This window comes from Massilia sp. LMS1-1-1.1, assembly GCF_040815535.1.
Lineage (GTDB): Bacteria > Pseudomonadota > Gammaproteobacteria > Burkholderiales > Burkholderiaceae_D > Janthinobacterium > Janthinobacterium aestuarii.
The window spans coordinates 878,248-892,433 of the sequence record NZ_JBFPNG010000001.1; the positions used below are offsets into that span (position 1 = coordinate 878,248).

Below are 14,186 nucleotides of genomic sequence, written 5' to 3' on the forward strand. Positions count from 1 at the left end.
GATGGCGCGCGCACTGTGGAAAGGCGCCATCAGTTTCGGCCTCGTGCACATCCCCGTCGAGATGATTTCCGCCAGTCTCGACCATGAACTGGACTTGTCCATGCTGGACCGGCGCGACTTCGCGCCCATCGGCTACAAGCGCTACAACAAGAAGACGGGCAAGGAAGTCGAGTGGGACGACATCATCAAGGGCTATGAATACAAGACGGACGAATACGTGGTGCTGTCCGAGGAAGATTTAAGGCAAGCCAATGTGAAGGCCACGCAAACCATCGACATAGACACCTTTGTCGATGCGGCCGAGGTACCGCTAACCTTTTACGAGCACCCGTATTATTTGCTGCCCGCCAAGGGCGGCGAGAAAGTCTATGCGCTGCTGCGCGAAACCTTGCGCAAGGCCAACAAGGTAGCCATCGCCAGCGTGGTCATGCGCACCAAGCAGCATTTGTGCGCGCTCGTGTGCGTGGGTGACGCCATCGTGCTCAACACCCTGCGCTACGCCGATGAAATCCGCCCCACGGATGACCTGGACTTGCCGCCCAACACCATGAGGGCGGCAGGTATTTCCGACAAGGAGCTCAAAATGGCCCTGTCTCTGGTCGAAGGCATGAGCGACGAGTGGGAACCCGGGCAATACCACGACAGCTACCGCGAAGACGTGCTGGCGCTGGTGAAGAAGAAAATCAAGGCCAGACAGACCAAGACCATCACACCGCCCGCGCCCGAACGGGAAGAAGAGCAAGGCAGCAACGTCATCGACCTGGTCGCCCTGCTGCAGCAAAGCCTGGGCAAGAAAGCGCCCGCCGCGCCGGCCCGCAAGCGCGCGGCCTCGTCCACTGCCCGCAAACCGGCACCATCGAGGCATAAGGCGGCCTGAACCACCCATGCGGCCCGGGAGACTCTTCAATAATACAAATGCATTGACTTTGATCAGGCTTCTCGCTACGTTATGCACAGGCGTGCCGCCCGGCAAGCCCTGTCACGCGTGCGGAAAAAATGGATGCCGAGTTAGATCAGCTTATCCTCAGCGGCGCCCCTGGCGGCGTTGTCATCACGAACGAAGATCATGTCGTCGTGCGCTGGACGCCCGGTGCGCAGCGCATTTTCGGCTATGCCAGCGAAGAAGCGCTGGGTCAGACGCTGTGGGAGCTGATCTCCCTGCCGGGACAGGCCGAAGCGTCCCCGCTGATCGACGAGCAGCTGGCCCAGCACGGCAGCTACGACCGCGAATCGCTGCGGCGGCGCAAGGATGGCGAGCTCATCTACGTCGATGTCGCATGCCAGACCGCACAGGCCGGGGTGGATGCCCCCCGCTACCTGATTTCCACCATGAAGGACACGACCTTGCTGAAGGCGGCGCGCGACGCCCAGTTCGTCGACGTGCGCTACCGCGTGCTGTTCGAATCGACGCCGGACAGCGTCATCATGGTCAATGCCACGGGCGCCATCGTGCTGGCCAACGAGCAGGCACAGCGCCTGTTCGGCTACGCGGAAGGCGAATTGAACGGCAGGCAAATCGATAGCCTGCTGCCGCAACGCCTGCGCCATTCGCACGTGGCGCACCGCTCGCGCTATTTCGACCAGCCGCGCACGCGCACCATGGGCGCCGACCTGGAATTGCTGGGTTTGCGCAAGGACAACATCGAGTTCCCCGTCGAAATCAGCCTGTCGCCGATCCAGACGGAGATCGGCACCTTCGTCATCAGCGCCATCCGCGACGTCAGCGACCGCCGCCGGGCCGAGCAGAAGTTCCGCGGCCTGCTCGAATCGGCGCCGGACGCCATCGTCATCGTCAACGGCGATGGCGAGATCGTGCTCGTCAACTCGCAGACGGAACGCCTGTTCGGCTACTCGCGCGCGGAGCTGCTGGGGCGCAACGTGGAAGTGCTGATCCCGGCCCGCTATGCGCACGATCATCCGCGCCACCGCCAGTCATTTTCCACGGCGCCGCGTGCCCGCTCCATGGGCGCGGGCCTAGAACTGTACGGCTTGCGCCGCGATGGCACCGAGTTTCCCGTCGAAATCAGCCTGTCGCCGCTGGAAACGGACGAAGGCGTGCTGGTCTCGTCGGCCATCCGCGACATCACCGAGCGCAAGCGCATCGAACGCACGCTCAACGAACAGAAAATCGAACTCGAGCGGGCCAGCCAGGCGAAAGACCGCTTTCTCACCAGCATGTCGCACGAACTGCGCACGCCGCTGAACGCCATCCTCGGCTTTGCCCAGCTGCTGGCCAACGAATCCCTGCCCGCGACCGTGCTGCAAAAGCGCGCCTTCGTGCAAAACATCGTCACCTCGGGGCGCCACCTGCTCACCCTGATCAATGAAATCCTCGACCTGGCCAAGATCGAATCGGGCAGCCTGAGCCTGTCGATGGAAGCGGTGACGCTGCCCGCGCTGATCGAGGAAGTGCGCGTGATGGTGGAAGAGCAGGCGCAGCAGCGTCATATCCACCTGATTTTTCCGGCCTGCGAGCCGCTGACGATCCGGGCCGACCATACGCGCCTCAAGCAAGTGCTGCTGAATCTGCTGTCGAACGCCATCAAGTACAACCGCCCGGACGGCAAGGTGGAGCTGGAAATTTCGCAGCCCGATGCGCAGCACGTGCGCATCGCCATCCGCGACACGGGCAAGGGACTGGACGAGGCGCAGATGGCCGAACTGTTCCAGCCGTTTAACCGCCTGGGACAGGAGGCGGGCAGCGAGGAAGGCACGGGTATCGGCCTCGTCGTCACCAAGCGCCTGGTCGAACTGATGGGCGGCTGCATGGGCGTGCACAGCTGCATTGGCGTGGGCAGCGTATTCTGGATCGAACTGGGCACCACGGCCGCGCCGCCCGCCAGCCGGCAGCCGGAATATCTGCCCGAGCCCGCCGGCGACACAGGGGACGATGACGGCGGCCAGGCGCTGCTGCTGTACGTGGAAGACAACCCGGCCAGCCTGCGCCTGGTGGAAGACATCGTCAGCTTCCTGCCCCACCTGCGCATGATCTCGGCCACCGACGCGCGCCAGGGCATCGCGCTGGCGCTGGAACGCCATCCCGATGTCATCCTGATGGATATCAACCTGCCCGGCATGAATGGAAACCAGGCGCAGCGCATCCTGCGCAACGATGCGCGCACGGCGCACATCCCCGTCATCGCCCTGACGGCCAACGCCATGAAGGGCGATATCCGGCACGGTCTGGCCTCGGGCTTTTTCCGCTACCTGACCAAACCCGTCGAGATTCCCCAGCTCAACGCTGCCATCGAGGAAGCCCTGCAACTGGCGCGCGCCACCCTGCCGCTCAAGCCGGAGGCGTAAAAGCCAGCTTTTTCATGGCTGCGTCAAGGCCTTTCGCGCTGCGCGCATAGCCGTCCCACGGGGTATTGCCCACGCCGAGACGGCTGTGCACATTGCCCACGTTCCACTGGTCGCCCGCCTCCAGCTCGTCGAGTTCATCCCAGGCCAGCGGCACGGAAATGCCCAGCCCCGAGCGTGTGCGGGCCGACCACGCGCACACGGTGGTGGCGCCCCGGCCATTGCGCAAATAATCGATGAAAATCTTGCCGACGCGATTCGCGGGACCGCTCTTGACGACAAACCTCTCCGGGATGTGCTGCGCCATGTGCGCCACGATGGCTTGCGAAAACGCTTTTACCGTATCCCAGTCGTGCTTGGGCCGGATCGGCACGACCACGTGCAAACCCTTGCCGCCGCTGGTTTTCAGCCAGGCGGGCAAGCCCAGTTCCGTCAGGACGGCGCGCAGCAGCATGGCCGCTTCGCGAATGGCGGGCCAGGCCACGCCCTTGCCCGGGTCCAGGTCGAACACCAGGCGGTTCGGCGTGTCGTAGGCGCTGGCCAGCGCGTTTTGCGTGTGAAATTCCACCACATTCCACTGCGCCGCGGACAACAGCCCTTGCAGGCTGGCCACTTCCAGCATGGGCGGGTGTTCCGGGTCCAGCCGTGCATCGAGCTGTTCGATGCCCGGCATTGTCGAAGTGTCAATATGTTTCTGAAAAAATAGCTCGCCTCCGACGCCAGCGGGTGCACGCACGAGCGACACGGGGCGCCCGCGCAGGTGTACGAGCATCAGCTTGCCCACCAGCGCGTAATAGCACACCAGGTCGATCTTCCTGGCGCCGCTGTCGCTGTCAATCACGCGATCCGCATGGCTGACCTTGAAACTGGCCGGCAAGGCACAGTCCGGCATGGATTTGCTCTCCATTGTCTTCTCCTTCTCGATTCGCCGCGCCCGCTCGCGCACGATGGCGGCCGGCTTTTTATCTTCGCGCAAGCCGTGAAACACGGCATGGCGCACGGCACCGCCACTGGTCCATTGTGCAAAACCGACCTCGGCCACCAATTGCGGCTGGACCCAGATGGGCTGGCGCACGCCGCCAGCCTTGCCTTCAAACGGACTCGTCTCGATAGCCAGCGCATCGAGCCGGCGCCGCAAGTCGCGCAGGCTGGCATCGTCAAAGCCGCTGCCCACATTGCCCGCATAGCGCAGCTTGCCCTGCTCATCATGCACGCCCAGCAACAGCGAACCTATCCCTTCGCGTGCGCCCTGCGGTGCCGTATAGCCGCCGATGACGAATTCCTGGCGCAGCCCGCATTTGAGCTTGATCCAGTCGCCCGAGCGGCGCGTGACGTAGGGCGAGCCGCGCCGCTTGCCGATCACCCCTTCCAGCCCCAGGCGGCAGGCGTGGTCCAGCAGCCGCTGCGGTGCGGCATCGAGCGCGTCACTGAAGCGCACCAGCGGCGATGCGGGCAAGCTCTGCAGCAGCCCTTGCAGCAGCGCCCTGCGCGCCTCGACGGGCTGGCCTCGCAGATCGTGGCCATCGAAGTACGGCACGTCGAACAGGTAATACACGATCTCGCTGGTCGTTTCCGCGTCGAACGCGCGCTGCAAGGCGCCAAAATCCGGGTGCCCGCTGCTGTCGTTGACGACGATTTCACCGTCATACCAGCCTGGCGGCAAGCTCAACTGTTCCAGCGCTTGCCGCAGCTTCGGCAGTTTCGCCGTCCAGTCATTGCCATTGCGCGTGATTAACGCAATATGATCGCCATCGCAACGTGCGAGGATGCGGTAGCCGTCGAATTTCACCTCGAAAATCCAGTCTTGCGCATCTGGCGGCGGTGCATCGACGAGGGTGGCCAGCTGTGGCGACAAGGTGGCGGGCAACCCGGCAGCCGGCGGCGCGGCCGCCACCTTGCGCTTGGGCATGGCCTTGCTCCTGACGCTGTCGGGGAACTCGTCCACGACAGAAAATTCCTCTGCCGGCCGCGCATAGTCGTCTTTTTCCTTGATCAGCAGCCAGGCAGGCTGCTTTTCGCTGCGTTTGTCTCCCTTGCCTTTCATGCGCACCAGCACCCACTTTCCATGCATCTTGTGGCCGTGCAAAGTAAACTTCAGATCGCCGGCCGCCAGCGCCTTGCGCGCATCGGGCGTGGCTGGCTGGGGCTGCCACGTCCCTTTATCCCAGATGATGACCTTGCCCGCGCCATACTGTTTCTCGGGGATCGTGCCTTCAAAACTCGCATACGCAATCGGATGGTCTTCCACCTGCACGGCCATGCGTTTGTCGCGCGGGTCGTAGCTGGGGCCTTTCGGCACGGCCCAGCTTTTCATCGTGCCATCGAGTTCCAGCCGAAAATCATAGTGCAAACGGCTGGCCCAGTGCTTCTGGATGACAAAGGTGAGCACGTCGTTCGCATCCTCGTCGCCCCCTGCAGGCTCGGGCGTGACGGCGAAATTGCGTTTGGCTTGATACGTTTTCAAGGCGGCTTTCATGGCGGCCCCATGCGGTGATGATGTCGTCTAGTCTAGTCTGCGACAGATTCGGGCGCGGTACGCCAGCTAACAGAGTGCTTGCCCTAGCAAATGTAAGTGTTTGTAATTAGAAAAAAACGTGTCAACGGTATTGCCGCACGGCGCGTTTTTTGCCTCAGTGACAGGGGGCTGATCTCCTGAACTACAACCCCACTTCTTGAGGAACTGCACCATGAAAAAACGCATTTTCAACTTGACCGCTACTCTGATCGCCGGCTTGTTCGCTACCGCAGCCTTTGCTCAAACGCCAGCCGCGCCTGCCAAGGACGAAGCCAAGCACACCAAGGAAGTGGCAAAAGCGGAAGCCAAGGAAACCAAGGCCGTAGTCAAAGCCGATGCCAAGGAAGCGGCCGTCGTCGCCGATGCGAAAGCCGATGTTGCCAGCGCCAAGGCCGACGCCAAAGTCGCCAAGGAAAAAGCGCATCACAAAGCGAAAAAAGCCAAGGCCAAAGCTGACGAAGCCAAAACTGAAGCGACCGCAGCAGCAGCCAAATAATCCATACAGCGCGTTTCATGCGCCATACAAAAAGACAGCTTCTGCTGTCTTTTTGCATTTTTACACCGTCTTCTTCAATTAACCTCGCTTAACTCACCCGATTGTAAGAAAGTGTAAACAAGGTCAACGGCAAGCTTCCGGGCCGCGTTTTATGCTCAGTGACACGGGAATCATCCCTGTACCAACAGACGTACCAGACAAACCACCACTGAGGACTGCACCATGAAAAAAGTAATTGCTACCCTGATCGCCGGCCTGTTCGCAACCGCAGCCTTCGCCCAAACCCCGGCAGCACCTGCAGCCGCTCCGGCAGCCTCGGTTCCTGCCAAAGTGGAAGCGGCCCACACCAAGGCCGTCGTGAAAGCGGACGCCAAGGAAGCGCAAGCCGTCGTCAAAGCGGATGCAAAAGAAGCGAAAGCAGTCGTCGCCGCAAAAACGGAAGTGGCCAGCGCCAAAGCGGAAGCGGCTACCACGAAAGCCAAGGCACACCACAAGGCCAAGAAAACCAAAGCCAAGGCTGACGAAAAGCTGGCATCGGCCACCGCCGAAGCAGCACCAGTAGCGGCACCAGCAGCAGCCAAGTAATCCCCCACACCATCGCTTGTCACTCGCCAGGAAAATACAATGAAAAAAGTTATCGCCACCCTCATCGCCGGCCTGTTCGCTACCGCAGCCTTCGCTCAAGCCCCTGCCGCTCCGGCAGCATCGGCAGCATCGGTTCCGGCCAAGGCGGAAGCAGCCCACACGAAAGCCGTGGTCAAGGCTGAAGCCAAGGAAACCAAGGCCGTCGTGAAAGCCGATGCGAAAGAAGCGGCCGTCGTCGCCGATGCAAAAGCCGACGTGGCCAGCGCCAAGGCCGACGCCAAAGCCACCAAGGCCAAGGCCCATCACAAGGCCAACAAAGCCAAAGTAAAAGCGGATGCAGCCAAAGCGGCGGAAGCCGCTCCAGCAACGCCAGCCAAGTAATCCACCGCGTTTCCAGAAAAAGACAGCTTCGGCTGTCTTTTTTTCATTGCGGGACAACAAAACAACCAGAAAGCATCACCCGCACTCTGCCAGCCCCCATGTAAATCCATGTAAAGACAGGAAAAACGACGCTTTCCAGTCACAAAGTATTTGCCACGTTGGCCACTGCTAAAATAGAATTGCGAATTATTCTCATTCTCATTCATATTTTCAGGAGCCGTTTCATGTCAGGTCGCATCCTTCCATCATCCCGCCCAGCACTATCGCTGCACCCGCTGGCCCTGGCTATTTCGCTGGCGCTGGGCGCCGGCATGGCGCATGCCGCCGATAGCTCTGCGGCCGATGGCGCTACCGACGACGTGCCGGTGATGCAAACCATTACGGTCACGGGCAGCAGCGACGCAACCGCGTACACGACGCGCAAGAGCGCATCGGCCAGCAAGTTCGACCTGTCGCTGCGCGATACGCCGCAAGCCGTCTCCGTTGTCACGCGCGCACAGATGGATGATTTCAAGCTCGATAACGCCAGCAAGGTGCTGGCGCAAACCACGGGCGTGACGGTCGAGGCGGTGGAAACGGACCGCACCTATTACACGGCGCGCGGCTACGACGTCACCAATTTCCAGTTCGACGGCGTGGGCCTTCCTTTCGTCTTCGGCAACGTGATGGGCGACCTCGATACGGCGCTGTTCGAACGCGTCGACATCGTGCGCGGCGCGAACGGCCTGATTTCCTCCACAGGCAATCCATCGGCCACCGTCAACTTCGTGCGCAAGCGCCCTGGCGCCGGCCTGGCCGCTTCCGCCGGCGTCACCCTCGGTTCCTGGAATACGCGCCGCCTCGATGCGGACGTCTCCACGCCGCTCAGCGCCGATGGCAAGGTGGCCGCGCGCTTCGTCGTCGCGCATGAAGAAGGCGATTCCCACCTCGACCGCTACTCGCCGCGCAAGGATGTCGCCTACGCCATCGTCGAAGCGAAATTCACGCCGGACACCAGCCTGAGCGTGGGCCACAGCTACCAGAACAACCTGGCCAAAGGCGGCATGTGGGGCGCCCTGCCCATCGCCTACACGGACGGCACGCCGACCAACTACCCGATTTCCACTTCGACCTCGGCCGACTGGTCGCGCTGGAACATCCTCAACAACAGCACCTTCGCCGAACTGGCGCACCAGTTCAATGCTGATTGGCGCGTGACCGCCACCGCCACCTACAACCGCTCCACCTCCGACTCGAAGCTGTTCTATGTCTACGGTACGCCGGACAAGGCCACGGGCGACGGCCTGTTCAGCTACCCTTCGCGCTATGGCTCGGCCAACAAGCAGCGCCTGCTCGATGTCGCCGCCACGGGAAAATTCATGCTCGCGGGGCGCCAGCATGACCTCAGCATGGGACTGGCGTGGTCGAAATCCACGCTCGACGACGTGTCCTACTATGGCCGCGGCATCGGCACGGCCCTGCCAAATGGCACGGCGTTCGACGGCTCCTACCCGGAACCGGCGTTTGACGCCTCGACCGACGGCAGCGCCTACAAGGATGAACGCAAGAACGCCTACCTGGCCGCCCGCTTCAACCTGGCCGACAATGCCAAGCTGCTGGCAGGCGTGAATAGCGTCAAGGCCGACAGCACGGGCAGCGCGTATGGCGTCAGCCAGGCCAAGTCGCAAAGCGACACCACGCCGTATGTCGGGCTCGTGTACGACATCGGCCGCCATGTCTCGGCCTACGGCAGCTACACGGAGATTTTCAACCCGCAAAGCAGCATCGACAGCACCGGCCAGACCCTGGCGGCAGCCACCGGCAAGAGCCTGGAAGCGGGCCTGAAAAGCGAGTGGTTCGACGGCCGCCTGAACCTGTCCGGCGCGCTGTTCAAGACGCGCCAGAAGAACGTGGCGGAAGCGGCTGGCACCACGCCCGACTTGAAGACCTTCTACAAGGGCGTCGATTCGGAATCGCAGGGCTTCGAGCTCGATGCCTCGGGCGAACTGGCGAAGGGCTGGCAGGCGAACGCCGGCTATGCGCAGCTGCGCATCAAGGGCAACGACGGCAAGGATGCGCGCACCTTCATCCCGCGCAAGCAGTTCCACCTGGCCACCACCTACCATGTGCCGGCCGTGCCGGCGCTGAAAGTGGGCGCCAGCCTGACGTGGCAGGACGCCATCCACAACCGGATCGACGACAGCACCACCCTGCACCAGGGCGCGTATGCACAACTGGGACTGATGGCCAGCTACGCCATCAGCCGCAATATCAGCCTGGCGCTGAACCTGAACAATGTGACGGACAAGAAGCACCTGACCAGCTTGTACTGGACCCAGTCGCTGTATGCGCCCGGCCGCAATGGCAGCGCCACCCTGAGCTGGAAATACTAGGGGGCGGCCATGCGACTGCGTCCTTCGATGGTCGTTCTGCACCGCTGGTTCGGCCTGGCGGTGGCGCTCTTTCTGTTCGTCTCCGGCCTGACGGGCGCCGTCATCTCGTGGGATCACGAACTCGATGCCTGGCTTAATCCGCAGCTGTTCCACGCCGCCAGCGGCGCGGACGCGGGGCCGGCAAAGCCGGTCCTGGAACTGGCGCGCCAGCTCGAGGCGCAGGACCCGCGCCTGCGCGTCAACTACACGCTCACGGCGCTCGAACCCGGCCACGCGGCGCTGATCTCGGTGGAAGGCCGGCTGGACCCTGCTACCGGCAAGCCGTTTGAACCGGGCTTCAACCAGGTGGCCATCGATCCCGTCACGGGCGCCATCCAGGGCACGCGTCAGTGGGGCGTGGTCTCGCTGACGCGCGAAAACCTGCTGCCTTTCCTGTATAAGCTGCACTACACCATGCACATCCCCGATGGCTGGGGCATCGAACTGGGCGTCTGGTTCATGGGCATCATTGGCATCGTGTGGCTGTTCGATTGCTTCATCGCGCTGTACCTGTCGTTCCCGAACTGGCGCAGCCGGCGCAAGTCGCTGGCCTTCCGCTGGCGCGAAGGCGGCCACAAACTGAACTTCGACCTGCACCGCTCGGGCGGCGTGTGGGTCTGGTTACTGCTGCTGGTGCTGGCCGTCACTTCCGTGTCGATGAATTTGCAAACCCAGGTGATGCGTCCCCTGGTGGCGAAGTTGTCCACCCTCAGCCCGAACGCCTTCGACAGCCGCTCGCCGCAGCCGCCCGACCAACCCATCGAACCGTTGCTGACGCGCGAACAGGCGGTGGCGCTGGCCAGGACGGAAGCGGCAAGGCGCGGCTGGACGCTGCCGGCCGGCGGCGTGTTTTACTCGTCGAGCTACGGCCTGTATGGCGTGGGTTTCTTCGAGGCGGACAATGACCATGGCGACGGTGGCCTGGGCAATGCATGGCTGTACTTCGATGGCCGCGATGGCAAGCCGGCTGGCGGCGTGGTACCCGGCACGGGCAGCGCGGGCGACATCTTCCTGCAAGCGCAATTCCCGCTGCATTCCGGCCGCATACTCGGCCTGCCGGGCCGCATCCTGATTTCCGCCATGGGCCTGGCGGTAGCCATGCTGAGCGCGACGGGACTGATCATCTGGCTGCGCAAGCGCCGCGCACGCGTGCGGCAAACCGGCAAGGCTGCCCATGAAGCACATCAGCTTCATGTCACCTTCAGCAAATAGGCGCGGCAAACCGCCACACGGCGGCGTAATTGGGCAACACTGGCCACCGCCCCCTCGCCACGAAAGCAGTCCATGCGCCGCCCCGGCGCAAGACATCTTGAAAGCCATTCAGCACGCGGATGGCACGCAGATGTAAGCGTTTGTAATGACCGTCAACGGCAGCGATCCGGAGCGCGTTTTATGCTCAGTGATACGGGAATCATCCCGGCACCAACAGACATACCAAACAAACCACCACTGAGGACTGCACCATGAAAAAAGTAATTGCTACCCTGATCGCCGGCCTGTTCGCAACTGCAGCCTTCGCCCAAACCCCGGCAGCTCCTGCAGCCGCTCCGGCAGCCTCGGTTCCTGCCAAAGTGGAAGCGGCCCACACCAAGGCCGTCGTGAAAGCCGATGCCAAGGAAGCGCAAGCCGTCGTCAAAGCGGATGCAAAAGAAGCGAAAGCAGTCGTCGCCGCAAAAACGGAAGTCGCCAGCGCCAAAGCGGAAGCGGCTACCACGAAAGCCAAGGCCCACCACAAGGCCAAGAAAACCAAAGCCAAAGCTGACGAAAAGCTGGCATCAGCCACCACCGAAGCGGCACCAGCAGCAGTACCGGCACCAGCAGCAGCCAAGTAATTCCGACACCCTTTACTGACCACACATACCAAGGATCTCATCATGAAAAAAGTCATCGCCACCCTGATCGCCAGCCTGTTCGCCACCGCCGCTTTCGCCCAGGCGCCTGCCACTCCTGCCGCCACGCCAGCGACGCCTGCCGTCGCAGCCACCCCGGCAGTCAAGGCCGAGGCACCGGCAGTCAAGGCCGAAACGCCAGCCGCCGCCGTCAAGCCGGCGGAGCACAAGAAAGCCAAGCATCACAAGGCAAAGAAAGCCGCGCCAGCCGACAAGGCAACGCCTGCGGAACCAGCAGTGCCGGCAGTACCAGCAACGCCAGCCAAGTAATCGCGGCGGCACCAAGCAAAAAGACAGGGTTTTCCCTGTCTTTTTTTTCGTCCGCTTTTTCGTCCGCTTATTTAGGCATCAGCACCGAGTCGATCACATTGATCACGCCATTCGACTGGTACACATCATAGGTGCTGATGTTGGCGCTGTTGCCGCCTTCGTCCGTCACCACGATGTTGTGCATGCCGTTCATGGCGAACATCAGCTTGCCGCCGCTGGCCGTGGGCAAGGTGGCTTTACCGTCATGCATCTTGATTTCCTTGGCCAGCGCCTTGAAGTCGTATTTGCCGGGTACCACGTGGTAGGTGAGGATTTTCGTCAGGGTCGCCTTGTTTTCCGGCTTGACCAGGGTATCGACGGTGCCGGCCGGCAGCTTGCCAAAGGCCGCATTCGTCGGCGCGAACACGGTGAATGGCCCCTTGCCTTTCAGGGTGTCGACCAGGCCGGCCGCCTTGACGGCAGCGACCAGCGTCGTGTGGTCGGCCGAATTGACGGCGTTGTCGACGATGTCCTTGGACGGATACATGCTCTGGCCACCGACCATGATCGTCATGTCGGCGGCAAACGGGGCGCTGGCGGCCAGCATGGAAGTGATGAACAGTGCTGCGGGAACGAAGGTGCGCATGATGGTATCTCCTGGATGACTGCGTTTGCGTGATTGCAGGAGTATTTACGTGGTGGGCCGGGGATTGGATTCAACTTATTTTTTTGGTCTGGCCTGGGTTGGAGGCGCGGGTGGTGTCGGCTTACGCGCTATGCGCTAAGCCGACCTACCGCGCTGCATGCCAAGCCGGCCTGCGCAAGCATAAAAAAAAACGGCGCCGTGCAAAGCACGACGCCGTTTTCGACAGGCTTATCGCCGCGGACCGGAAACTAGTTGGCCGCCACTTGCGGCTCCGTCTCGCCCCAGCCGCCGCCCAGGGAGCGGATCAGCGCCACCGTGGTAACGGCGCGGTTACCGCGCAATTGCACGGCGTTGCGCTCGATGGCCGCCAGGTTGCGCTGCGCGTCCAGCAGGTCCAGGTAGCTGGAACGGCCCGCGTCGTACAGCTTTTGCGCCAGGTCGGCCGAGCGGCGCGCCGAGACGACGGCTTCGTCGATCTGCTGCGTCTGGCCCGACAGGATGCGCAGGCCGGCCAGGTTGTCTTCCACCTCGGCGAAGGCCACCAGCACGCTCTGGCGATACGTCGCCACCGACTCTTCCAGCTGCGCTTCGCTGCGGCTCACGGCCGCCTTGTTGCGGCCACCGTCGATGATCGGCATCGACATCAGGGCGCCCAGCAGCCAGGAGCGGCTGCTCCACTTGAAGATGTCCGAGAAGGTATCGGACGCGCCGCCGCCGGACGCGTTCAAGGTCAAGGCCGGGAACATGGCCGATTTCGCCACGCCGATGCGCGCATTCGACGCTTCCATGGTGCGCTGCGCCGACGCGATGTCGGGACGGCGTTCCAGCAGGGAGGACGGCATGCCGGCCGGGATCACGGGCAGGAAGCCGCTATCCTGCAGCGGATTGACGGTCGCCGTGAAGCTGGCGGCCGGTTTGCCCAGCAGGACGGCCAGCGCATGTTCGCTGGTGGCGCGCTGGCGCTGCAGGCCGATGGCTTCGGCACGCACGGTCGACAGCTCCGTGCGGGCACGCGACAGGTCGAACTCGCCGATATCGCCCAGGTCATAGCGGCGCTGGTTCACATGCACGCTTTCTTCGCGCAGGCGCACCGTCTGTTCCAGAGTCGCCAGTTCGGCGTCCGTGGCGCGCAGCTGGAAGTACGTCTGCGCCACGTCGGCCTGCAAGGACAGCAGCACCGAGCGGTACGTCGCTTCCACGGCCAGCGCGTCGCTGCGCGAGGCGCTGACGTTGGACGCCACGCGGCCGAACAGATCGACTTCGTAGCTGGCCGTCAGGTTCGCCTGGTAGACATTCGTGGCCGCCACCGGCGCGCCGTTCGGCAAGCCGAGCGACACGGCGGAAGCGCGGTTGCGCTGGCCGCCCACGTTCACGCCCACTTGCGGGATGCGGTCCGCTTCGGCGATGCCGGCAATCGCCCTCGCCTGCTTGACGCGGGCGGCGGCGATGGCCAGGTTGGCATTCGCTTGCGTGGCTTCGTTGATCAGGCCAGTCAAAGCCGGATCATTGAACGCCAGCCACCACTCGCCGCGCGCCTGGCGCTCGGCAGGCACGCCCTGCTTCCAGCGCGTGCCGTCGGCCGCCGTCTGCACGGCGGGCAAGGTTTGCGCTTCCTTGAACGCGGCCGGCGTCTCGATCTGCGGCTGCTTGAACTCGGGTGCCGCGCAGGCGGCCAGCAGGACTGCGGCAGCCATGGCGGTCAGCACGGGCTTGA

General features: G+C 63.0%; 12 protein-coding genes. 9 read left to right on the forward strand and 3 right to left on the reverse strand.

Annotated elements, in window-relative coordinates; all coding sequences use genetic code 11:
- Position 1: 1 nt before the first annotated feature.
- The gene (gene ku / locus MRBLMS1_RS04010; RefSeq protein ID WP_485877965.1) at positions 2-877 is read left to right on the forward strand and encodes a non-homologous end joining protein Ku; all 876 of its coding nucleotides are present in this window, start codon (positions 2-4) and stop codon (positions 875-877) included.
- Positions 878-996: 119 nt separating this feature from the next.
- Positions 997-3,303, forward strand: coding sequence for a PAS domain S-box protein (locus MRBLMS1_RS04015; RefSeq protein ID WP_485877967.1), 2,307 nt, complete (start codon positions 997-999; stop codon positions 3,301-3,303).
- On the opposite strand, the gene ligD is transcribed toward MRBLMS1_RS04015, so the two are convergent.
- Positions 3,287-5,776, reverse strand: coding sequence for a DNA ligase D (ligD, locus tag MRBLMS1_RS04020; RefSeq protein ID WP_485877969.1), 2,490 nt, complete (start codon positions 5,774-5,776; stop codon positions 3,287-3,289). The genes MRBLMS1_RS04015 and ligD overlap by 17 nt on opposite strands.
- Positions 5,777-5,987: 211 nt before the next feature.
- Between ligD and MRBLMS1_RS04025 the strand changes: the two genes are divergently transcribed.
- The 7 genes from MRBLMS1_RS04025 (at position 5,988) to MRBLMS1_RS04055 (ending at position 11,847) form a co-directional block, all read left to right on the forward strand.
- Positions 5,988-6,311: a hypothetical protein gene (locus tag MRBLMS1_RS04025; RefSeq protein ID WP_485877970.1), complete on the forward strand. Its 324-nt coding sequence runs from the start codon at positions 5,988-5,990 to the stop codon at positions 6,309-6,311.
- 222 nt (positions 6,312-6,533) lie between these two features.
- A complete protein-coding gene (locus tag MRBLMS1_RS04030) occupies positions 6,534-6,896 on the forward strand; it encodes a hypothetical protein (protein WP_139089728.1) in 363 nt (120 codons plus the stop codon).
- A 39-nt stretch (positions 6,897-6,935) separates the two neighbouring features.
- Positions 6,936-7,277, forward strand: coding sequence for a hypothetical protein (locus MRBLMS1_RS04035; RefSeq protein WP_485877972.1), 342 nt, complete (start codon positions 6,936-6,938; stop codon positions 7,275-7,277).
- A gap of 224 nt (positions 7,278-7,501) precedes the next feature.
- Positions 7,502-9,649: a TonB-dependent siderophore receptor gene (locus MRBLMS1_RS04040; protein WP_485877974.1), complete on the forward strand. Its 2,148-nt coding sequence runs from the start codon at positions 7,502-7,504 to the stop codon at positions 9,647-9,649.
- Between the two features lie 15 nt (positions 9,650-9,664).
- The gene (locus tag MRBLMS1_RS04045; RefSeq protein WP_485878974.1) at positions 9,665-10,900 is read left to right on the forward strand and encodes a PepSY-associated TM helix domain-containing protein; all 1,236 of its coding nucleotides are present in this window, start codon (positions 9,665-9,667) and stop codon (positions 10,898-10,900) included.
- Between the two features lie 251 nt (positions 10,901-11,151).
- Complete coding sequence (locus MRBLMS1_RS04050; protein ID WP_485877976.1) at positions 11,152-11,520, forward strand: hypothetical protein; 369 nt, start codon at positions 11,152-11,154, stop codon at positions 11,518-11,520.
- A 42-nt stretch (positions 11,521-11,562) separates the two neighbouring features.
- Entirely contained in the window at positions 11,563-11,847 is a 285-nt protein-coding gene (locus MRBLMS1_RS04055) for a hypothetical protein (RefSeq protein ID WP_485877977.1), read from the forward strand.
- Positions 11,848-11,914: 67 nt separating this feature from the next.
- Here the strand turns inward: MRBLMS1_RS04055 and MRBLMS1_RS04060 are convergent, their stop codons facing one another.
- A complete protein-coding gene (locus tag MRBLMS1_RS04060; RefSeq protein WP_485877979.1) occupies positions 11,915-12,472 on the reverse strand; it encodes a fasciclin domain-containing protein in 558 nt (185 codons plus the stop codon).
- 248 nt (positions 12,473-12,720) lie between these two features.
- Complete coding sequence (locus MRBLMS1_RS04065) at positions 12,721-14,166, reverse strand: efflux transporter outer membrane subunit (protein WP_128143326.1); 1,446 nt, start codon at positions 14,164-14,166, stop codon at positions 12,721-12,723.
- Positions 14,167-14,186 lie beyond the last annotated feature (20 nt).

What these genes read in the sequence shown, in the direction of transcription:
- ku (WP_485877965.1), top strand. Translation starts at nt 2, where the DNA reads ATGGCGCGCGCACTGTGGAAAGGCGCCATCAGTTTCGGCCTCGTGCAC.
- MRBLMS1_RS04015 (WP_485877967.1), top strand. Translation starts at nt 997, where the DNA reads ATGGATGCCGAGTTAGATCAGCTTATCCTCAGCGGCGCCCCTGGCGGC.
- ligD (WP_485877969.1), bottom strand. Translation starts at nt 5,776, where the DNA reads ATGAAAGCCGCCTTGAAAACGTATCAAGCCAAACGCAATTTCGCCGTC.
- MRBLMS1_RS04025 (WP_485877970.1), top strand. Translation starts at nt 5,988, where the DNA reads ATGAAAAAACGCATTTTCAACTTGACCGCTACTCTGATCGCCGGCTTG.
- MRBLMS1_RS04030 (WP_139089728.1), top strand. Translation starts at nt 6,534, where the DNA reads ATGAAAAAAGTAATTGCTACCCTGATCGCCGGCCTGTTCGCAACCGCA.
- MRBLMS1_RS04035 (WP_485877972.1), top strand. Translation starts at nt 6,936, where the DNA reads ATGAAAAAAGTTATCGCCACCCTCATCGCCGGCCTGTTCGCTACCGCA.
- MRBLMS1_RS04040 (WP_485877974.1), top strand. Translation starts at nt 7,502, where the DNA reads ATGTCAGGTCGCATCCTTCCATCATCCCGCCCAGCACTATCGCTGCAC.
- MRBLMS1_RS04050 (WP_485877976.1), top strand. Translation starts at nt 11,152, where the DNA reads ATGAAAAAAGTAATTGCTACCCTGATCGCCGGCCTGTTCGCAACTGCA.
- MRBLMS1_RS04055 (WP_485877977.1), top strand. Translation starts at nt 11,563, where the DNA reads ATGAAAAAAGTCATCGCCACCCTGATCGCCAGCCTGTTCGCCACCGCC.
- MRBLMS1_RS04060 (WP_485877979.1), bottom strand. Translation starts at nt 12,472, where the DNA reads ATGCGCACCTTCGTTCCCGCAGCACTGTTCATCACTTCCATGCTGGCC.
- MRBLMS1_RS04065 (WP_128143326.1), bottom strand. Translation starts at nt 14,166, where the DNA reads ATGGCTGCCGCAGTCCTGCTGGCCGCCTGCGCGGCACCCGAGTTCAAG.